Source organism: Caldicellulosiruptor acetigenus (genome assembly GCF_026914305.1).
Classification (GTDB): domain Bacteria; phylum Bacillota; class Thermoanaerobacteria; order Caldicellulosiruptorales; family Caldicellulosiruptoraceae; genus Caldicellulosiruptor; species Caldicellulosiruptor acetigenus.
This window is the reverse complement of the sequence record NZ_CP113866.1, coordinates 1841732-1862118: the sequence shown is the minus strand read 5'-3', so window position 1 is coordinate 1862118 and position 20387 is coordinate 1841732. Positions and strand designations below refer to the sequence as shown.

Annotated in this window: 25 protein-coding genes and 1 riboswitch; of the genes, 21 read left to right on the top strand and 4 right to left on the bottom strand. The window is 36.5% G+C overall.

The genetic code is table 11. The features are described 5' to 3' along the window. Positions 1 to 5: 5 nt before the first annotated feature. Positions 6 to 755, bottom strand: coding sequence for a fumarylacetoacetate hydrolase family protein (locus OTK01_RS09290; protein ID WP_013433103.1), 750 nt, complete (start codon positions 753 to 755; stop codon positions 6 to 8). 262 nt (positions 756 to 1017) lie between these two features. Between OTK01_RS09290 and OTK01_RS09285 the strand changes: the two genes are divergently transcribed. From OTK01_RS09285 to OTK01_RS09235, 11 genes are all read left to right on the top strand, one after another. Further along, positions 1018 to 1428 carry a 4Fe-4S binding protein gene (locus tag OTK01_RS09285; protein WP_029228758.1) on the top strand — a complete coding sequence of 137 codons (411 nt, stop codon included), beginning with the start codon at positions 1018 to 1020 and terminating at the stop codon, positions 1426 to 1428. Between the two features lies 1 nt (position 1429). Beyond that, the gene (locus OTK01_RS09280) at positions 1430 to 3190 is read left to right on the top strand and encodes an aldehyde ferredoxin oxidoreductase N-terminal domain-containing protein (RefSeq protein ID WP_014042619.1); all 1761 of its coding nucleotides are present in this window, start codon (positions 1430 to 1432) and stop codon (positions 3188 to 3190) included. Then, positions 3165 to 3395: a MoaD/ThiS family protein gene (locus OTK01_RS09275; protein ID WP_014042618.1), complete on the top strand. Its 231-nt coding sequence runs from the start codon at positions 3165 to 3167 to the stop codon at positions 3393 to 3395. The genes OTK01_RS09280 and OTK01_RS09275 overlap by 26 nt, the downstream gene beginning before the upstream one ends. A 7-nt stretch (positions 3396 to 3402) precedes the next feature. Continuing rightward, positions 3403 to 4083: a HesA/MoeB/ThiF family protein gene (locus tag OTK01_RS09270; RefSeq protein WP_013433099.1), complete on the top strand. Its 681-nt coding sequence runs from the start codon at positions 3403 to 3405 to the stop codon at positions 4081 to 4083. Then, a riboswitch (molybdenum cofactor riboswitch) is annotated at positions 4077 to 4210 on the top strand. (Overlaps the previous gene by 7 nt.) 103 nt (positions 4211 to 4313) lie before the next feature. Beyond that, positions 4314 to 5129 (top strand): ABC transporter substrate-binding protein, encoded by an 816-nt coding sequence (locus OTK01_RS09265; RefSeq protein WP_029228756.1) that lies wholly within the window; start codon positions 4314 to 4316, stop codon positions 5127 to 5129. Positions 5130 to 5148: 19 nt separating this feature from the next. Then, positions 5149 to 5781 carry an ABC transporter permease gene (locus tag OTK01_RS09260; protein WP_029228755.1) on the top strand — a complete coding sequence of 211 codons (633 nt, stop codon included), beginning with the start codon at positions 5149 to 5151 and terminating at the stop codon, positions 5779 to 5781. Then, a complete protein-coding gene (locus tag OTK01_RS09255; RefSeq protein WP_029228754.1) occupies positions 5774 to 6361 on the top strand; it encodes an ATP-binding cassette domain-containing protein in 588 nt (195 codons plus the stop codon). Before OTK01_RS09260 ends, OTK01_RS09255 begins: the two co-directional genes overlap by 8 nt. Further along, positions 6358 to 7572: a molybdopterin molybdotransferase MoeA gene (locus OTK01_RS09250; RefSeq protein ID WP_029228753.1), complete on the top strand. Its 1215-nt coding sequence runs from the start codon at positions 6358 to 6360 to the stop codon at positions 7570 to 7572. Before OTK01_RS09255 ends, OTK01_RS09250 begins: the two co-directional genes overlap by 4 nt. Beyond that, entirely contained in the window at positions 7569 to 8732 is a 1164-nt protein-coding gene (locus OTK01_RS09245; protein ID WP_029228752.1) for a molybdopterin molybdotransferase MoeA, read from the top strand. Before OTK01_RS09250 ends, OTK01_RS09245 begins: the two co-directional genes overlap by 4 nt. Before the next feature lie 8 nt (positions 8733 to 8740). Further along, positions 8741 to 9673 (top strand): GTP 3',8-cyclase MoaA, encoded by a 933-nt coding sequence (moaA, locus tag OTK01_RS09240; RefSeq protein WP_269011804.1) that lies wholly within the window; start codon positions 8741 to 8743, stop codon positions 9671 to 9673. Between the two features lie 7 nt (positions 9674 to 9680). Continuing rightward, complete coding sequence (locus OTK01_RS09235) at positions 9681 to 10607, top strand: cyclic pyranopterin monophosphate synthase MoaC/MOSC-domain-containing protein (RefSeq protein ID WP_029228751.1); 927 nt, start codon at positions 9681 to 9683, stop codon at positions 10605 to 10607. A gap of 15 nt (positions 10608 to 10622) precedes the next feature. Here OTK01_RS09235 and OTK01_RS09230 read toward each other — a convergent pair whose 3' ends face one another. Further along, positions 10623 to 11117, bottom strand: coding sequence for a MogA/MoaB family molybdenum cofactor biosynthesis protein (locus tag OTK01_RS09230; RefSeq protein ID WP_014042610.1), 495 nt, complete (start codon positions 11115 to 11117; stop codon positions 10623 to 10625). 119 nt (positions 11118 to 11236) lie between these two features. On the opposite strand from OTK01_RS09230, the gene OTK01_RS09225 reads away from it, so the two are divergent. The 10 genes from OTK01_RS09225 to OTK01_RS09180 all read left to right on the top strand — a co-directional run bounded on the left by OTK01_RS09225 (position 11237) and on the right by OTK01_RS09180 (position 18223). Continuing rightward, on the top strand, positions 11237 to 11623 hold the full coding sequence (locus tag OTK01_RS09225) for a GNAT family N-acetyltransferase (RefSeq protein ID WP_029228750.1): 387 nt from the start codon (positions 11237 to 11239) through the stop codon (positions 11621 to 11623). Positions 11624 to 11646: 23 nt separating this feature from the next. Continuing rightward, a complete protein-coding gene (locus OTK01_RS09220; protein ID WP_014042608.1) occupies positions 11647 to 12429 on the top strand; it encodes a CheR family methyltransferase in 783 nt (260 codons plus the stop codon). After that, the gene (locus OTK01_RS09215) at positions 12426 to 12938 is read left to right on the top strand and encodes an ECF transporter S component (protein WP_029228749.1); all 513 of its coding nucleotides are present in this window, start codon (positions 12426 to 12428) and stop codon (positions 12936 to 12938) included. Before OTK01_RS09220 ends, OTK01_RS09215 begins: the two co-directional genes overlap by 4 nt. Next, positions 12931 to 13911, top strand: a complete 981-nt coding sequence (locus OTK01_RS09210) for an MraY family glycosyltransferase (RefSeq protein WP_013433087.1) — start codon at positions 12931 to 12933, stop codon at positions 13909 to 13911. The genes OTK01_RS09215 and OTK01_RS09210 overlap by 8 nt, the downstream gene beginning before the upstream one ends. A 108-nt stretch (positions 13912 to 14019) precedes the next feature. Next, entirely contained in the window at positions 14020 to 15003 is a 984-nt protein-coding gene (locus OTK01_RS09205; RefSeq protein WP_029228748.1) for a GerMN domain-containing protein, read from the top strand. Between the two features lie 21 nt (positions 15004 to 15024). Beyond that, positions 15025 to 15801: a ribonuclease PH gene (gene rph, locus OTK01_RS09200; protein WP_029228747.1), complete on the top strand. Its 777-nt coding sequence runs from the start codon at positions 15025 to 15027 to the stop codon at positions 15799 to 15801. Beyond that, positions 15770 to 16384: an XTP/dITP diphosphatase gene (locus OTK01_RS09195; protein WP_029228746.1), complete on the top strand. Its 615-nt coding sequence runs from the start codon at positions 15770 to 15772 to the stop codon at positions 16382 to 16384. Before rph ends, OTK01_RS09195 begins: the two co-directional genes overlap by 32 nt. Then, positions 16362 to 16838, top strand: coding sequence for a metallophosphoesterase (locus OTK01_RS09190; protein WP_029228745.1), 477 nt, complete (start codon positions 16362 to 16364; stop codon positions 16836 to 16838). The genes OTK01_RS09195 and OTK01_RS09190 overlap by 23 nt, the downstream gene beginning before the upstream one ends. A gap of 6 nt (positions 16839 to 16844) precedes the next feature. After that, a complete protein-coding gene (locus OTK01_RS09185; protein WP_029228744.1) occupies positions 16845 to 17402 on the top strand; it encodes a GNAT family N-acetyltransferase in 558 nt (185 codons plus the stop codon). Positions 17403 to 17458: 56 nt separating this feature from the next. Then, positions 17459 to 18223 carry a DeoR/GlpR family DNA-binding transcription regulator gene (locus OTK01_RS09180; RefSeq protein WP_015907385.1) on the top strand — a complete coding sequence of 255 codons (765 nt, stop codon included), beginning with the start codon at positions 17459 to 17461 and terminating at the stop codon, positions 18221 to 18223. A gap of 23 nt (positions 18224 to 18246) precedes the next feature. On the opposite strand, the gene aroA is transcribed toward OTK01_RS09180, so the two are convergent. Together aroA and OTK01_RS09170 are read right to left on the bottom strand one after the other, a co-directional pair. Further along, on the bottom strand, positions 18247 to 19548 hold the full coding sequence (gene aroA / locus OTK01_RS09175; RefSeq protein ID WP_029228743.1) for a 3-phosphoshikimate 1-carboxyvinyltransferase: 1302 nt from the start codon (positions 19546 to 19548) through the stop codon (positions 18247 to 18249). Continuing rightward, complete coding sequence (locus tag OTK01_RS09170; RefSeq protein ID WP_014042600.1) at positions 19545 to 20387, bottom strand: prephenate dehydrogenase; 843 nt, start codon at positions 20385 to 20387, stop codon at positions 19545 to 19547. The genes aroA and OTK01_RS09170 overlap by 4 nt, the downstream gene beginning before the upstream one ends.

Genomic DNA, 20387 nt, shown 5'->3' with positions numbered 1-20387 from the left:
AGCCTTTATTTTACATAATTAATAAGCTTTCCAATCCCCTCAATTTCAACTTCAACAACATCTCCTTTTTTCATACTTCCAATGCCAGAAGGTGTTCCTGTAATTATCACATCAAAAGGTTTTAAAGTCATTATAGAGCTTATATAACTTACAAGCTCCTGCACGGTGAAGATGAAATTGCTTGTATTGGAATTTTGAACAAGTTTGCCGTTAAGATAAGTTTTGATTGGACTGTTGTTTGGGTCAATTTCATCTGTTATAATAGGACCAAGTGGCAAAAAAGTATCAAAAGATTTTGCTACAGTCCACTGACCGTTTTTTGGCTGAAGATCCCTTGCTGTCACATCATTTGCGCACGTGTAGCCAAGTATGTACTCATCTGCCTCTTGTGGTTTTACATTGCGACACTCTTTTTTTATAACCACCGCAAGCTCTCCTTCATAGTCCACCTGGCTACTCATGTGCTGCGGATAAATTATACTGTCGTTGTGACCAATCACACATGTCGGAGGTTTTAGGAACAGCACGGGACTTTCTGGAAGTTCAAGTCCAAGTTCTTTCGCATGGTCTTTGTAGTTAAGACCCACACATACAATCTTTGAAGGCTTGACAGGCGGCAAAATTTTCAACTCCTCTATGGGATAAGATTGGTCGCTTATTTTAAGTGGGTCAAGACTTTTCAAAACCTTCACTGAGCTACCTTCAACAAGTCCGAAAAATGTTTTGTTTGCATAAAAAAATCTTCCAAGCTTCATCTGCCTTTAGCACCTCTCAATAGTGTGAAATATAACTTAGTTAAGATTATATAATATCATGCCCAAAAACACAAATAATAAATTGCAAGTAGCCTATTGTAAACTTTCATTTTGGATGATATAATAAGATTGTTAAATTTTAAACGAAATTTGGACTTTGGGTGATTAAAGGTCTACTATTTTGGGTATTAATTAAAATAGTATTTTTAGAGGATTATAATTTGGGAAGTTTTAAAATATGATTTTACAGGTGGTGATTTAATTGCCAAAGGTTCTTCGAGCTGATAACATGAACAAGTGCCTTGGATGCTTTACATGTATGCTTACATGTGCAGCGGTGAACCATAACAATCACAACCTTGCAAAAAGCTCAATAAAAGTTAAGACAAGAGGAGGACTTCAGAGCAAGTTCGCAGCAACAATTTGTGTTGCGTGCAAAGAGCCAGCGTGTGCAGAGGCTTGTCCTACAAATGCGCTTGTAAAAAGGCCTGGTGGCGGTGTTAAGCTAATCGAAGAAAAATGTATTGCATGCGAAAAGTGTGTAGCAGCATGCATAGTTGGCTCAATTCACATGGACTATGACAGGAAAATTCCAATTGTTTGCAAGCACTGTGGAGCATGTGTGAGAATGTGTCCACACAATTGTCTTTCAATGGAAGAGGTGAGTGAGTAAGATGATAGGCAAAGACTTTATAAGAGTGCTTTATATAGACCTTACAAACAAAAAAGCAGACATTCAAGAAAGGAAGGATCTTTATAAATACTTAGGCGGAGCAGGTGTTGCAGCAAAGCTTTTAGAGGAAAATATGAAAAAAGGTGTTGACCCTTTGCATGAAAGCCAGCCGATCATCATTTCAATCGGGCCTCTTTCAACAATCTTTCCTGTTGTGACAAAAGCTGTAGCAACCTTTATTTCACCTCACACAGGCGAATATGGTGAAAGCCATGCAGGTGGAAGACTTGCAATGGCTATAAGAAATGCAGGATATGATGCAATAGTTATAACAGGAAAAGCTCAAAAGCCCACATACCTTGTCATTACAGATAAAAATATTGAATTTAAAGATGCAAGAGCTATGTGGGGACTTGACATAGAAGAGACAGGAAGGGTTATAAGAGAAAGAGAGCCAGGTCCAGGAAAAAGAAGCATAATCAGAATTGGCAAGGCAGGGGAAAACCTTGTAACATACTCTTGTGTCAATGTTGACACCTACAGGCATTTTGGAAGGCTTGGGATTGGTGCGGTCTTTGGCAGCAAGAACCTCAAAGCTATGATGATAATGGGAGAAGAGGACTTGCCAATTGCCAACCTTAAAGAGTACTTTAAGACTTATCAGGAGATATACAAAAAAGTTACACAGACAGATGCGATGGCCAAGTATCACGAGCTTGGAACACCTATGAATATCAAAGTGCTAAATAGCATAAGTTCTCTTCCAACTAAGAATTTACTTCAGTCTACATTTGAGCATGCGGACGATATCTCAGGTGAGACATTTGCCGAAAAGAACTTGGTCAGAAAGGTTTCGTGTGTAGGCTGTCCCATTGGATGCATCCATATAGGACAGTTCAGACGCGAGTTTGACAAGGGATATGAGTATGAGTCCATTTCTGTCTCATATGACCATGAACTTATATACGCACTTGGAAGCCTTTTGGGGATAAAGACAACAGACGAGGTTTTGCAGATTATAGAAGAGGTTGAACTTGCAGGACTTGATGCTATAACAACAGGTGTTGTATTGGCATGGGCAACAGAAGCACTCAAAAAAGGGCTTATCTCAAGAGAAGACACTCTTGCTGACCTTGAGTTTGGCAACACCATGGAGTATGTTAAAGCAATTGATAATATTGCAGAAAGAGTCAACGAGTTTTACTACACAATTGGCAAAGGTTTGAAAGAAGCTGTGAAAAAATATGGTGGAGAAGAATTTGCACTTTTGTATGGTGGAAATGAGATGGCAGGATATCATACAGGCTATGCATTTGCGCTTGGTCAAACAGTTGGTGCAAGGCATTCTCATTTAGACAATGCAGGTTACTCTTATGACCAGAGTGCAAAAGAATTAAAAGATGATGAAATAATAAATTATGTAATTAATGAAGAAAAAGAAAGGGCAGTGCTCACATCACTATGCATATGTCTGTTTGCCCGAAAGGTGTATGACAGGCCAACCATCTTGAAAGCGTTAAATGCTGTTGGTATAAACTGGACAGACGATGACCTCACACGACTTGCGAATGATGTATTTTTCACAAAACTGAAAATCAAAAAAGAGCTTGGATATTCACTTGAAAATTATAAGTTTCCAAAGAGAATATTTGAAACACCGACAATGTGGGGTAAGATGGATGAAGAGAGGTTAAATAGGCTTTTGAAAATGTATATCGAGAGGGTGGAAAAGGAATATGAAGATTGGAGTAGAGGTAAATAGTTTTTTTGGAAGGTACGGCAGCAAAATAGGGAAAATGGAAGTTGAGATTGACCCGAACACAAATGTAGAAAAGCTTCTTGAAAACTTAAACATTCCAAAAGACAAGGTTGGGTTTGTGATTGTCAATCAAAAAAGAGTTGACTTTGACTATGTATTGTCGGAAAATGATAGTGTGTATATAACTCCATTTGCAACTGGAGGCTAATTTGAGTATGCAAAAAAGATATTTAAAAAACTTGAGTGCCTTGACAGAAGAAGGGCAAAGAAAACTTCTTTCAACAACAGTTGCAGTTGTTGGAGTGGGTGGAATAGGTGGTTTTTTGATTGAAGGACTTGCGCGGCTTGGTGTGAAAAAGATTATAGCAGTTGATATGGACTCTTTTGATGAGACAAACTTAAACAGGCAGATAATTTCTAATGTAAACAACCTTGGAAAGTACAAAGTATTTGAAGCAGAGAAAAGAGTAAAAGAGATAAACCCTGCCGTTTCTTTTGAACCTATAAAGGAAAAGGCTTATTTAGAAAATCTTGATATATTTTTGATGGAAGCAAGTTATATATTTGATGCAACTGACAATATAGAAATAAGAAAGAGCCTTTCAAAGTTTGCACAAAAGATGGGGAAAATATTAATTCACGGCGGGTGTGCTGGCTGGTACGCCCAGATTGCCATCATCACAAAAGACACACCCGGGATAGAAAAGCTTTTGGGAGAGACAAATATTGAAGGTGCTGAAAAAGACCTTGGCAACCCAATTTTTGCACCAATGCTGACAGCAGCTTTAGAACTTTCTGAGTTTTGTAAGCTGATATCAGCTCAAGGTGAGAACTTAATCGGAAAGTGCATGGTTGTAAATCTTCTGACAAATGAATACAGAGTTTTTGAGTTTTAGAATCTTTCCGAGCCACAGCAGCCTAAAAAGAGGATGGTTTCCTCTTCATGGTGCTGTGGCCGATAGGGTGCAGATTTGGGAAACCACTGCGCCTCCCGCTTTGGAAAGGAAAGATTCTTCTAAAATTTAGCTTTAGAAGGATACTCTTTCCTATTTCAAGTTTCAAAGCGGGGGAGTATCCTTTTTTGTTTTTATAACATAAAAATTTTATGGAAAGGGAGAAAAAGCGCATGAAAACACAAAGATATTTAAAAAATGTCGTTGCATTTTTTGTTTTGATTTGTGTGTTTGGAGTTAGTATTTTCTCTGGGACTGCTTCTGTTAAATACAAGATAGCTACAACTACAAGTATATATGACAGTGGTTTTTTGGACTTTGTTACACCTGCATTTGAAAAGAAAAATAATGTGAAGTTCAATTTTATTTCAGTGGGAAGCGGTCAGGCGGTGAAAATTTTCAAAAATGGTGACGCTGATGGGATAATAATACATGAAAAGTCGTTTTTGAATGAGCTTAAAAAAGAGAAGCTGATAAATGGTTATACTGCGTTTGTTTCGAACTATTTTATACTTGTTGGGCCAAAAGATAAAAAAGATTTATTTAAAAAGGTAAAAAGTGTTCAAGAAGCTTTTGCACTGATAAGAAAAAATAACTTTAAATTTGTCTCGCGTGCAGACAACTCGGCAACTTATATAAGAGAGCTTGGGATATGGAAGTTAGCAAAGGTTCAGCCAGATTTTGGAGGCTATATAAAGTCAGGGCAGGGTATGGGAATGAGTCTAAATCTTGCAAATGAAAAGAAAGCTTTTATTCTCACAGATGAAGCAACCTTTTACAAGATGAAAGATAAATTAGAGAGCTTGGATGTAATTTATCAAAATCCGAAGGAGCAGGTGCTTACAAATATTTATTACTTTGCTTACTCACCTAAAAAAGCGGAGCTTTCTAAATTTGCTTCTTACTTAAAAAGCAAGGAATTTAAAAATCTTGTAAGTTCTTTTAACCAAAAATTCTTCAAAAAAGAAATCTACAGAATAGTAAAATGAGCGGTCAAGAGGTATAAAGATGCTGGCAAATGTAGTTCTTTCAACCCTGGTTGTATGTATTCCTTCGACATTCTTGGCAGTTTTGATAGGTGTTCCTGCAGGGTATTTTCTTAAAATCAAAAGATTTAAATACAGAAAGATGATAGTTAGAATAGTTTATACTTTATCGGGGCTCCCGCCAGTCTTGGCGGGGCTTCTGGTTTACATATTACTTTCCAGAAAAGGTCCTTTTGGTTTTTTGGATATACTTTTTACCAAATGGGCTATGATAATTACCCAGGTAATATTAATTGTTCCTATAGTGATGCTTTATACCCTGTCTGGACTTAAAAACATAGATAGGGTTCTTGAAAACTTGGATTATTTGAGTGTGAAAGGACGCAAGAGATATACAGCCATTGTGAGGGAATATTCAAAAGAGATAATATATGCTATTGTTTTAGGGCTTTCAAGAGCAATCTCTGAGGTTGGTGGAGTTTTGATAGTGGGAGGTAACATAGAGGGAAGCACACGGATTTTGACAACAGCCATAATTTTTGAAATTACTAAAGGTGAGTTTTCAAACGCTCTTATGCTCGGGCTAGTGCTGCTTGCCATCTCATTTACTTTTAATACAATTTTGCAAATATTGCAGGGTGATGTCTTTGATTGAAGTGGTAAATGTAAAAAAGAGTTTTGAAAACAGAGAATTGTTTGAGTGCAAAAATCTCACATTCGAAAAGAGGGGGCTTTATATTGTAAAAGGACCAAACGGTTGCGGGAAGACCACATTTTTGAAAATGCTGTTTGGAAAAGACAAAGAATATTCAGGGCGGATACACAATCTGTTTAAGAAAAACATTATGCTTCCGCAGCAGCCATATTTTTTTAAAGGGTCTGTTGAATATAATCTTGCAGTTGCTCTTTCGCATGAGAAGTTAAAGACTTCCCAGCAGGTTTTAAAGATGTTTGGTGTTCCTATTAAAGCCAACATAAATCAGCTCTCAGCTGGGCAAAGACAGCTGGTAAGTTTCTTAAGAGCGTTTTATGTACCTTCTGATGTACTTTTTTTAGATGAGCCTGATTCTTTTCTTGACAAAGATGTAAAAGAGTTTGTGTACAAACTTATAGAAGATGAAGCACAAAAAAGGTGTATAATAGTTGTAACACATCATCAAGGTGCAGCTTTGAAGGGCAATGTGATACGTTTTGAAAATGGTCAGATTATTAAAGAAGGGGAGCTCTACAAATGAAGGTATTAAAAACGTATTTTGAGGTTTTTGAGATACTCAAAAATGAGTTTTGTGATTTTAATCTTGAGTCAGAAAAGGTTTCTATCCAAGAAGCAGTTTTTAGAATTGTAGCTCAAAACATTGTATCAGGAATAGATGTTCCTCACTTTGATAAGTCCACAGTTGATGGGTATGCCTTGAGGTGTGAAGAGACATTTGAAGCAAATGATGAAAACCCGGCAGTGTTTGAAATAGTGGGCGAGGTGAAAACGGGTGAGGTACCAGACCTTCAAATACAAAAAGGACAGGCTGCAAGGATATTCACAGGAGGGTATGTACCGCAAAATGCCAATGCCATTGTGATGCTTGAAAATACCATTGAAGAGGATGGAAAACTCTATGTTTTCAAGCCAGCAAAGCCTGGCGAGAATATACTTAGAAAAGGTGAGGATATAAAAAAAGATAGCATTGTCATCAAGAAATATCAAAAACTTGAGCCTGCTCAAATTGGTGTGCTGGCTGCAATAGGGAAAAAGGATGTGGAGGTTTTTAAAAAAATAAGAGTGGGTATCATCTCAACCGGAGATGAGATAATATCGCAGGATGAAAAACTCGATAGTGCAAAGATTTATGATGTGAACTCATTTACATTGTACACATCATGCTACAAGGAATATGCTCTTCCAAAAATGTACGGGATTGTAAAAGATGATTTTGAAGCTTTAAAAGATGCCCTCTTTAAAGCTTTGCAGGAAAATGACATTGTTCTTATTTCAGGTGGAAGTTCTGTTGGCACATACGACAACACTTTAAAGGCTATTGAGAGCCTAAAAGATTCCAAGGTGCTTGTTGACGGTGTTTCAATAAAACCTGGCAAGCCAACAATAATAGCAAAGGTTGGAACAAGGGCAGTTTTTGGACTTCCTGGCCATCCTGTGTCTTGCCTTTTTATATTCAACTTTTTTGTTAAAAGGCTCATTGACATCATATTACATCAGCAGGACACTTCAAGAAAAGTTCTTGCTAAGATGAAGACAAGCATCGCAACTTCATCCGGCAGAACAGAGTTTGTATTTGTAAAGCTTCATTTTGGTGATGAGATTTTAGCTGAGCCTCTTTATGGAAAATCAGGTTCGATAAATCTTTTGAATAATGCAAGTGGATATATAAGAGTTGATGCAACAAAGACCGGTATCAAGGCAGGAGATATTGTTGAGGTGATATTGATATGAAAGATTATCATTTTTCTGCTGTGCTTCCCCAGCATGCAAGAGCTTGTATCCAGGAAATTCTAAAGAAATATCTGGTATTAGAAGAAGAAGAGATTTCATTGTATGATGCGAAAAATAGATTTGTTGCAGAGGATTACAAAGCTATTCACACATCTCCACCTGCAGATGTTGCTGCAATGGATGGATATGCTGTGATGGCTGAAGAGACATTTGACGCGTATGATACAAATCCAAAATATCTTGAAAATTTCAAAACTGTCCAAACAGGGGAAAGTGTTGAGAATTTCAATGCGGTTATTCCTTTTGAAGATGTCCAAGTTGAAGGCGGTAAAATAAAAATTTTTCAAAGCTACTATCCGCGTCAAAACGTTCGTTCACAGGGCGAGGATATAAAAGAAGGTGAGATGATAATCAAAAAAGGTGAGCTTTTGACATTTTTTGACAAGGTATATTTAAAAGCTGGTGGGTGGCTTGACGTCAGGGTTTACAAAATGCCAAAAGTTGCTTTTGTGCCAACTGGGGATGAGCTTGTTGATAGAATTGAAAAAGTTGGACAGCTTGTTGAGTTCAATTCGGTGATTTTTAGTGAACTTCTTTCCCAGTATGGCTTTGAAATTACCATTTTTAGACCGGTTGCCAACAATTTAAATGTTCTTAAAGAAACTTTGAAAAAACTTTTAGACGAGTTTGATATTGTGTTTGTAAATGCTGGGTCATCTAAAGGTGACAAGGATTTGACACATGAGGCAATTCAAAGTCTTGGTAAAGTCACTGTCCATGGTATAGCTATAAAGCCTGGAAAGCCAACAGTCATAGGTGAGGTAAATGGAAAGCTTGTAATGGGACTTCCTGGTTTTCCTGTCTCCATGTTTTTTGTTCTCAAAGAGATTTTTTTAAAGGCTTTCTTTGAGGCATATTTGCTAAATCCAAAAGAAAAAAGCTACTTTGCTGTACTGGAAAGAAGGATTGGGTCGGACGTTGGAGCTGAAGAGTATATAAGAGTACAGGTTGAAAACAAGGATGGCAAAAACCACGCAAGAGTTTTAAAAAGAGGAGCAAGCGTGATTTCAAGTTTGATACGGGCAGATGGATATATAGTTGTGCCAGTAAATGTGGATGTTGTGGAAGAGGGAAGTTTGGTTGAGGTAAAGATGATTTGAAAAAGGTGATGAAAATGTTTGATGGTTTTTCAAGGAAAATAGACTATTTAAGACTTTCGGTGACTGATAGATGCAACTTTTTTTGCATGTATTGCCGAACAAAGGATTTATGCTCTGAAAGCTCAAGTCAGCTATCAGAAGAAGAGATATTTAGAATAATCTCTGCATTTAAAAAGCTTGGGATACAAAAGCTTCGTATCACTGGCGGTGAACCTTTTTTGCGAGATGACATCTTTGGGATAATTGAGTTTGCAAACAAGATTGGTATAGAAAATATAAATATAACAACAAATGGTTGGTTAGATAGCGAAAAGATTAAAAAGATTATTAAAAGTCCGCTCAAATCAATAAATATTTCTCTTGATACATTAGATAGAGGAAAATACAAGTTTGTAACGGGAATTGACGGCTTGGATAAGGTTTTAGAGACTATAGAAGAGCTCAAAGAACACAAAAAAGTGAAGATAAACACTGTGCTCATTCGCTCTGTGAACCTTGATGAGATAAAAGATTTGATTTCCTTTGCAAAAAAGAATAATATTATTATTCGCTTTATTGAACTTATGCCAATTGGCGTTGCCAACCAAATCTTTAAAGACGAATTTGTGAGCAAAGATGATGTTATTAAAAGGTTTAAAAGGATAAAAGAAATAGGGACAGAGGAAGTTTCGGCTGCTAAATATTACTATATTGAAGATTTCGACTACACGGTAGGATTTATAAGCTCTGTGTCAGACCATTTTTGCAAAACGTGCAATAAAGTCAGAGTCTCATCAACTGGCGTGCTTTACAACTGCCTGTTTGATAAAACTGGCTTGAGTTTAAGAGATTTTCTGAATGATGAAGCTCTCCTGCTCAAAAAGATAGAGGATTTTGTCAAAAAGAAAAAGTTGATAAGAAGCTTAGAATCAGATATGCCGATGTTCAGAATAGGAGGGTAGATTGAAGATGGAATTTACGCATATTGACAAAGATGGTCTTCCTAAGATGGTAGATGTTACGTCAAAAGAGCCAAGTTTTAGGGTTGCGAGGGCAAGTGGGAAAATCTTTGTAGGAAAGGATGTTATTGAAGCAATTGAAAATGGGCTTTTACCAAAAGGGGATGTGTTTGCAACTGCCAAGATTGCAGCTATAAATGCTGCTAAAAAGACATCCGAACTGATACCTCTTTGCCACAACATATTTTTGTCTTTTGTTGATGTTTCGTATAAGATAAACAGAGAAGAAGGGTACATTGAAGCGGTATCAGAAGTAAAAACTGAGGCAAAAACAGGTGCTGAGATGGAAGCAATCACAGCCGTTGTCATTTTTTTAGAGACAGTGTATGACATGTGCAAAGCGGTAAAAAAAGATATGGTAATTACTGATATAAGGCTTATAGAAAAATCTGGAGGGAAATCTGGACATTACATTTTTGAGAGTGAAAATAAAACTGCAAAGGTTGTGTCAATCAACATCAGCAGACAAAAAGGGACTCCAAAAGAACCAGTAAGTGAAGCCATTTTGATTGAAGACTATGGGATTGAAGGAGATGCCCATGCAGGGTCTTCTCATCGTCAGGTAAGTCTTCTTGATATCTCAAGCATAAAGAAGATGCAGCAGTACGGTCTCAAAGGCCTTTGTTTTGGAAAGTTTGCAGAGAACATTACAACAGAAAATTTGGATTTTCAAAAAATTTCACTTGGGACAAAACTTAAAATAGGAGATAATGTGTTACTTGAAATAAGCCAAATAGGGAAAAAGTGTCACGGCAGTGGCTGCGAAATTGCAAAGTCTGTTGGGGTTTGCATAATGCCAAAAGAGGGTCTTTTTGCAAAAGTATTAAAAGGTGGCAAGATCAAAGCAGGAGATATTATTGAGATTATAAATGAATAAGAAAATTAGTTCTAATTAGCTTTCGCTTCCGCATTCTTTTTCATTTTCTAAAAGAATATTTAGGCCATGCTCTAAAATTGGCAAAACTGCTTCAAGGCACTCTTTTACTGCTTTTGGCGAACCTGGAAGATTTATTATCAAACTGTTTTTATATATTCCTGACACTGCACGGGAAAGGTAGCTTCTCTTGTTTATCTTTCCCGTTTCATATCTTATAAGCTCTGAAATGCCTGGTGTTTGTTTTTCGACAATTTCAAGTGTTGCCTCAGGTGTCACATCTCTTGTGTAAAATCCTGTTCCACCAGTTGTCAAGATTAGATTTGCTCCGCTTTCTTGTGCCTGGACTATGGCTTCTTTTATCATTTCCTTTTCATCGGGAACAATCTTATAAAATACATTTGTAAAACCCTGGGCTGATAATATATCAATTATTACTTTTGCACTCAAATCGTCTCTTTCTCCTCTTGATGCTTTGTCTGAACATGTAATTACTGCGAATGTGAAAGACATCTATTTCATCTCCTTTCTGCAGAGCTTGTGCACAAATTTTTCGGTTAGCATTTCAAACTGGGCATGAATTTGTTATAATTATATAAGATATTTTCTTGTATTAAAAGAGGGAAAATTCAATGATTGAGCTTAAAGAAGTGCCACAGGAAAAACAACAAGAGGTCAAAAACTTTTGTAATCTAAACAATGTACCTTTTGATGAAGCTGCAATTTCTCACATTGTGTTGGATAGTAGCAACATACTTGGAGTTTCCCAGCTCAAAGTTGAAAATGGCATAGCTGAAATCTTGAGCATCTTTGTAAAGGAAGAATTTAGAAACATGGGATTTGGTGATGGGCTTTTAAAAATGCAGATTAATTACTGCTATAGAAATTCAATAAGTTTTATTAAAGTAAAAAAGGGCCTCAATGATAACTTTTTCAAAAGAGCTGGATTTGTAGGAAAAGGAGATTATCTTGTTTTAGGTGTTCAGGCATTTTATGCCAATCTTAAATGTCAGCAATAAAATTTGTAGAAAGAGGGTAAGATATGCAGCTTGATTATGAATGGTTTAAAAAAAAGATTTGGGAGTATGTAGGGATAAATCTTTCGTATTATAAAGAAAAACAAATGAAAAGAAGAATTGAGTCGCTCATGAAAAAAAACGGGTTTGAAACTTTTGCAGATTATTATAATGCGTTGACAAAGGACCAGAAACTTTTCAACGAGTTTATAAATTATTTGACAATCAACGTCTCAGAGTTTTACAGAAACCCTCAACAGTGGGAGATACTCGAAAAAGAAATCATGCCGTATATACTAAAGAGGACAAAGAGACCCAAGATATGGTCTGCTGCCTGTTCCACAGGTGAAGAACCATATTCAATCGTAATGCTTTTGACAAGATTTTTCCCTTTGAGTGAGATAAAAATTTTAGCAACCGATATTGACGATGATGCTATAAGAAAAGCAAAAGAAGGAGTATATATGAAAAAGAGCTTAGAAGGACTGCCTCAGGAATTTGTAAGAAGGTTTTTTAGAGAAAATGGAGAATTATATTACATAAGTGATGAGATAAAAAGATGTGTTGAGTTCAAACACCATGACCTTTTAAAAGACCCATATCCAAAGGACATGGACCTGATTGTATGCCGAAATGTCTTAATATACTTTACTGAAGAAGCGAAGGATATGGTCTACAGAAATTTTAACAAGTCGCTTGTCATGAATGGTATTTTGTTTGTAGGTTCAACCGAACAGATAATAATGCCTCAAAAATATGGGTTAAAACCCATAAAAACCTTCTTTTATGAAAAGGTGATGAATATTTGAGTACGAGGAAAATTACATACGCAGGTATGATGGTGGCACTGACAATAATCTTTTTGATATTTGCTTCAATCTTGCCACGAGCAAATAGCATATTTTATATACTTTGCTCTGTAAGTATCATGATAATGGTTTGGCTCTTTGGAATTAAAGAGGGATTTTTAGTATATATTGCAAGTTCTTTGTTAGGGATATTTTTAATTCCTAACAAGCTTGTAGCAATGGTTTATATTTTAATTTTTGGTCTATATCCTATAATAAAGGCTTTATGTGAAAAAGGCTTTCCCATTTATGTAGAGTTTTTTTTAAAGCTTTTGTATTACAACCTTGCGTTAATTATTTTATATTTTATGTTCAAACTAATTATAAAAGAGATTCCGCATTTCAAATATGGAATACTTCTTACAGTTATTTCTTCAGAAGTTATTTTTATTCTGTATGATTATCTTCTTACGCTGATTTTACAAAAACTAAAGAGCCTCAAAATCTTTGGAGGGACTAACCATGGCTGAGCTTGTGATAAAAGACGCGCTTTCGTTTTTGGTAGCATTTGTCCTTGTAACCATCATCACACCGTATGTGCAGAAAAAATCTATTGAGCTGGGGTTTGTAGACAGACCCAATCCCCGAAAAATTCATTCAACACCTATACCGGTGACAGGCGGTATAGCTCTCTTTTTAGCTTTTTTCATATCCCAGTTTTTGATAAGAGGTTTTAGCAAGGAATTTTTAGGATTTTTTATTGCTTCATGTTTGATTTTAGCAATAGGTCTTTTAGATGACTGGTATAAATCCCAGGGGAAAGACCTCAGTGCCCTGCCAAAATTCATTGTGCAGATTTTGGCATGTTCAATAGTATTCTTTATGGGAATACAGATTGAAGGGATTACAAATCCTTTTACACATAAATTCATAAGCTTTCCTGTTTGGTTCCAGTATATAGCAACAGTTATTTGGCTTTTTGGAGTGACCACTGTTATAAACTTTATTGATGGGATAGACGGACTTGCAGCTGGTATTACCACAATTTCCGGGACAACCCTGTTTTTTGTTGCACTGATGAACCTGAGCATAATATCAACTGCAAGGGTTTCAACATATATGGCAGCAGCTTTAGTGGGTGTGTCTTCTGCGTTTTTGATATTCAATCGTCATCCGGCTAAAATCTTTATGGGCGACAGCGGTGCCACTTTTTTAGGGTTTGTTCTTGGGACAATTGCTGTAGAAGGGACTTTTAAGGTTGCAACGGTAGTATCACTGATAGTACCCATTTTGACACTTGGACTTCCCATTTTTGATAACCTTTTTGTCATATTCAAGAGAATCAAAGAAGGCAAGCCTATTTATCAGGCTGACAGAAGCCAGGTGCATTTTAGGCTTTTGGAAGCAGGTTTGAATCAGAAACAGACAGTCTTGTTTTTATATCTTGTGAGTATTTGTTTTTCATTGACATCGCTGATTATCATGCTTCTTGCCAGAAGATAAGATATCAAAGATTTTTTTAAGTTCTTTTTCTTGTTCTAAGCCGCCCAAAGATTAAATATTCTTCTTAATATGAAAGATTAACATAACTTTTTGAAAGGGTGGTTTAGAATGAGAAAAAGAATTATTTTTTTTGCTGTGCTTTCTTTTTTAATCTTCTTGGCAGGTTGCAGCTGGGAAAGTCTATCTTCCACCTCACAGGAAAGTACTTACGCTAACAAGACCTCTCAAATGGACGATAGTATCAAATTTGAAGTTGTGGAAAGTGATGTTTATTTTTCTCAACAAACTGGACAAAGTGAGAATCTTGCAAGTATTAAAACTATTTTTTGCGATAAAAATTACAATTTGGTGTTGACAGAAGTTTTCTCAACCAAGACACTTGATGTTGCAAAAAGAGGGCTTGAACTTTCCATTTTTTCTGCTTCTCGACAGCGTAATCTCAGAAGTTTTGGGCTTTTTTGTATCTTTCCTGACAGTGTGAAGATAAACTTCTTGAAAATTGAAAATGGCGCTGCAACCATCGACTTGAATAGCGAGTTTTACAAACAAAAGTATTTAGATTTTTACATCAGGGCAATAACTTATTACTTGACATCGTTTGAAAATATAGATAGAGTATACTTTTACAATGAAGGGAAAAGTTATACAAACAAAGCCTTTGAGCGAAAAAAGGCAGGACAGGTTATAATTTTTGTTCCTCAGAAAGTTTTGTCAGAGGTTTTTCTTGTTCCTAAGTGGATAGATATTCCAGAGAAATTCAAAAATATTCCCATGACATTTGCACAAAAAAGTTTAATCAATAGTCTTAGCTATAGATTTTCTAAGTTAAATGGGTTAAAATTGAATAATGTAAAGTTAAAAGAAAATACTTTGTATATTGACTTGTCAAAAGAACTTTTGAACCTCAAAGGAAGTAGCGAGGTAGATATCATTCTTTCTTCAATATGCTTTACTGCAAGGGAAATAGATAGAATGCTTAAATTTTTAAAACTATCAGTAGATGGAAAAGAACCTTATCTTGACCAGTACGACTTGAAAGAAAATATAGATATGGACCAGTTCAAGCTTAACAGTTTAAAAATAAGACTGTAAAAGGAAAGGAGCAAAAAGATAATGAGACAAGACCAGAGAGCTTACGATGAACTTCGACCAATAAAAATAACACGAAACTTCATCAAATATGCAGAAGGTTCGTGCCTTATCGAAATGGGCAACACAAAAGTGATTGTCACAGCAACGATTGACGACAAGGTACCACCGTTTAAAAAGGGAAGTGGGGAAGGGTGGATAACAGCTGAATACTCAATGCTACCCCGTGCAACCCAGCAGAGAAATGTAAGAGATATAAATAAACTGAGGCTCAGTGGAAGAAGTCACGAAATTCAAAGACTTATCGGCAGAGCGCTCAGAGCTGGTATAAACTTTAAAGCGCTTGGAGAAAGGGTAATAATCATAGACTGCGATGTAATTCAGGCAGACGGTGGAACACGCACAGCTTCCATCACTGGCGGGTTTATTGCCATGTTTGATGCGTGCAAAAAGCTTTACGATGAAAAGATAATTGAAAACTTTCCTATAACAGACTTTGTTGCGGCTGTATCTGTGGGAATTTGCGACGGTGTTGAAATGCTTGACCTTTGCTTTGAAGAAGACTCTAAAGCTGCAGTTGACATGAATCTTGTCATGAACGATAAAGGTGAGTTTATTGAGATACAGGGAACTGCTGAAGGGGCTCCATTTTCATGGGAGCAGTTCCAGAGACTTTTAGAGCTTGGAAAACAAGGTATACAAAAGATAATAGAAGTACAGAAAGAAGTTTTGGGTGAGGACTGCAATCTTGTTGGGAGTGTGCCGAAAGATGAGAAAACTTCTCGTTGCGACCAAGAATGAGGGAAAAGCAAGAGAGATAAAACAGCTCATTGAAAATTATTTTGACGACGTGGTTACACTAAACGATTTTGATGGCAATATAAACATCATAGAAGATGGCAGCACGTTTGAAGAGAATGCTCTAAAAAAGGCAAAGACTGTGTATTCACTTTACAGGCAGCCCACACTTGCTGATGATTCTGGGCTTGAGGTGGATGCTTTAGGTGGAAGGCCGGGTGTGATGTCTGCAAGGTATGCAGGAGAGAGAGCCACAGATGAGGATAGAATAAAAAAACTTTTGGATGAGCTAAAAGATGTGCCAGAAGACAAAAGAGGTGCGCAGTTTGTATGTGTTCTTGTCTTTATTGACCAGCAAGGTAGGATATATCAGACAAAAGGTATTTGCCGTGGCAAAATTGCATTTGAACCAAGAGGTGAAAATGGTTTTGGTTATGACCCTGTGTTTGTACCTGATGGATTTGACAAGACATTTGCAGAGCTTGACAGCCAAATAAAGAACCAAATATCTCACAGAGCAAAAGCTTTTGAAAACTTAAAAAAGATTCTGGGTGAGATTTACAATGAAGGTACTTGTGATAAGTGATACACATGGGATTGTATATGATGCAGAGAGAATTATAAAAAAGTACGAAAAGAATGTTCAGATGTGCATTCACCTTGGAGATTTGGTAAAAGATGCAATTTATCTACAAAGCAGGTTTCCCAATCTCAAATTTGAGATTGTAAGGGGCAACAATGACTTTACGAAGGATTTTCCGGCTGAGAAGATAATTGAGCTTGGCGGCAAAAAAATACTCATTACCCATGGTCATATGTACTCTGTGAAGTCAACATATGACCTTATTGTAAATCATGCAAAAGCATTTAGAGTGGATGCCTGCTTTTTTGGTCATACTCATCAGCAGGAGGAGTTTTATTCAGACAGCATCCTCTTTTTAAATCCGGGAAGTTTAGCTTTTTCAAGGGATGGTTCAAGGTCGTTTGCAATAGCAGAAGTTACTCCTTACGGGGTTGTAGCATATTTGGAAAAGGTGTGAAAGAAATTGGTAATAGCACAAGGTGAGCTTGTGAATATCAGAGAGGTTAGGTGGGGAGACTTAAAATATCTTCAAAAATGGGCAAATGACCCAGAAGTTGCCTACTGGGCAAGAGCAGAAACAAATATTTCAAATGTTACTATAGGTGAGTTTAGAAGATGGTATTACAGACGTTCATCCTCTTCTGTTAAAAGATTTATTATAGAAACAAAGGAAACAAAAAAACCTATTGGTTCTATTTCCTATAGAGATTATGATTCTGTCAACAAGGTGGTAGTTCTTGGCATACATATTGGAGAAAAGAACTACTGGGGAAAAGGATTTGGCACCGATGCAATTAAAGCGTTTGTGAAATATCTTTTTGATACCCTTGATATCAATAGAATAGAACTTGATACTTTCGATGAGAATGTAAGGGCAATTAAAGCATATCAAAAATGTGGATTTAAGATTGAAGGTATTTTGAGAGAGGCAAGGTTTATTGAGGGAAGATTTCACGATGTTATTATTATGGGAATGACAAGAAAAGATTATTTAAAAATAGCAAACAAAACTCAAATGTGATATAATAAAAACAAACATAAAGTAACCAAAACAGAATAAGGAGGTAAAAAGAAAAGGTGCTTGCGATTGAGCGAAGACAAAAGATTATGGCGATGTTGAATGAAAACAAAAGCGTGCTTGTCCCTGAACTTGCAAAACTTTTCAATGTTACAGAAGAGACAATAAGGCGTGACCTTGAAAAGCTTGAAAAAGAAGGACTTTTGAAAAGAACGTATGGCGGAGCAGTATTGGTTGAGAACTACAATGTTGATATTCCTTTTGAGTTTAGAAATGTTACAAACATAGAGGGTAAAAAGCAGATAGCACTGAGCTTAATAAAATATATTGAAGACGGCGATACTCTTGTGATGGATTCGAGCACATCTGCGCTTCAGGTTGCAAAGCTTTTAAAAACAAAAAAGAAAATTACTGTCATTACAAACTCAGAGCAGATAATCAATGAGCTAAAAGTTTTTGAAGACACAATAAAGGTTATCTCAACTGGAGGAACGCTCAGAAACAAATCTTTGTCGCTTGTTGGACCGATAGCTGAACAGACTTTGCGGTCTTTAAATGCAAACAAAGCAATAATATCCTGTAAAGGTTTTGATATTGAGAAAGGATTTACAGAGTCGAACGAGCTTGAAGCTCAGGTCAAAAAGCTCATGATTGAGATAGCAGATAAAGTCTACATGATAGCAGACCACACAAAGATGAACAAGACAGCTTTAGTGAACATTGCAACACTTGACGATGTTGATTTCATCTTCACAGACAAGATACTGCCGCCAAGCCAGGAAAATGCAATCAGAGAGAAAAATGTGGAGATTGTATATTGCTAAAAAAGGGGCCAACAGCCCCTTTTTTATATCTTTTTTGTTGACGAAAAAAGAATGTCGTAAAAGTTCGGGAAAGAGATTGATGCACACTCTGCATCCAAAATGGTACTCTCGCCCTCGACTGCACACGCCATGATAGATGCTGCCATTGCTATTCTGTGGTCTTTATACGAGTTTACAACTGCACTTTTGAGTTTTTCCCTTGAGCCTATTATCTCAAGTCCGTCTTCAAGTTCATAGCAATCAGCACCGAAACTTTTTAGCATCTGAACTGTTGTCTTTATCCTATCACTCTCTTTTACTCTCAGCTCAGAAGCGTTATCGATTGTGGTTTTACCTTCGGCAAATGCCGCTGCAACTGCCAAAATAGGTATTTCGTCTATAATGCGGGGAATATCATTTTTGTCAACCTTTATACCTTTTAGGTTGCTGCTTCTTGCAATTATTTTTCCCACAAGCTCTCCATTTCTATTTTCTACATCTTCAATTCTAATATCAGCACCCATCTGTTTTAGCACATCAATTATACCTGTTCTTGTTGGGTTTAAAATGCAGTTTTCAATTACCACTGAGCTACCTTCACATATCAGTGCAAGAACAATAAAAAATGCTGCAGATGATATATCTGATGGAATTTTTATCTTTATACTGGAAACTTGACTTGGCAGTATCTCTACTGTATATACCCCATCTTCTTCCCAGCTTTTTATATTTGCTCCCGCATGTTTTAACATCAGTTCTGTGTGGTCTCTTGATTTAGGACTTTCTTTTATGACGCTTTTACCTTCAGCTCTTAAAGACGCAAAAATCAATGCAGATTTTACCTGCGCACTTGGAATAGGTAAGGTATATTCAATCGGTTTTAATTTTTTACTGCCTTTTACCTTAATAGGCAGGAAATCTTCTTTTTCTAAGAACTCAAACTCAGCTCCCATTTGAGAAAGAGGCAGAGTGACCCTTTTCATTGGTCTTTTTTTAAGGGAGCTGTCACCTGTCAAAATGGACTCAAATTCCTGGGTTGATAAAATTCCAAGAAGAAGTCTTGTGGTTGTTCCTGAATTTTGACAGTCTAATATCTGTTTTGGAGCAAAGAGATTAAAGTCATTTCCTTTGACAATTATTTTGTCATTTCGAATTTCTATGTCAGTGCCAAGATTTTTAAAACAATTGATGGTGGCCAAGCAATCATCCGAAAAGAGAAAGTTTTCTATCTCTGTCACACCTTTTGCCAAGCTTCCAATCATGATACTTCTGTGGGATATTGACTTGTCAGAAGGAACAGCTACATTTGAGTTTATTTTTCTTCTTCCGTCTATCTTAACATTCACTTTCCATCACTCACAATCTTATCTCTAATTAATTTTGCTTTTTCAAAATAAGAGTAAATTTCATCATAGTTTTCACTTTGCAAACTTAATTTGAAGTTTTTCAGAAGTTCAATATAAGCCTCAATGAGTTCAAGCAACACGTTCTTGTTGGAGATTGATATATCTGCCCACATTTTTGGACTGGAGGAGGAGATACGGGTTATATCTTTAAACCCTCCTCCAGCAAATTTGCAATATATCTCGCTACTACTTAACATATTCACAAGCCCTGCAGACACGACATGTGGAAGGTGTGAAATAACAGCTGTTATTTTGTCGTGAAGTTCAAAGTCAATCTCCTCAACCTGGCAACCTATTGATTGCAAAAGATTCTTAAGCTTTTCAATATCCTCTTTTCTATTCATCCCAGTTGGAGTTATGAAGTAGTATGCACCATTAAAGAGTGCATCAAATGAATATTCATAGCCTATCTTTTCAGTGCCTGCCATGGGATGTCCACCGATGAAATTGGTAATTTTATGTTCGATGGAATACTTGCAAATCTGAGTTTTTGTACTTCCAACATCTGTTATGATTCCATTTTTGATTTTTGACGATAGTTTGCTAAGAATGGGTATACTTTCTAATACAGGAACGCATATAAAACTAAAGGCATACTCATCCTCTGCCTCATCTAAATCCTCAATCTTCTCTTTTACAATACCTTCACAAATAGCCTTTTCAACTGCACTTTTGTTTACATCGTAAGCATGAATTTCATACCCGCATTTTCTAAAAGCTTTTGCAAGTGAACCGCCAATGAGACCAAGCCCTGCTATGAGTATCCTTTCCCTCACCAT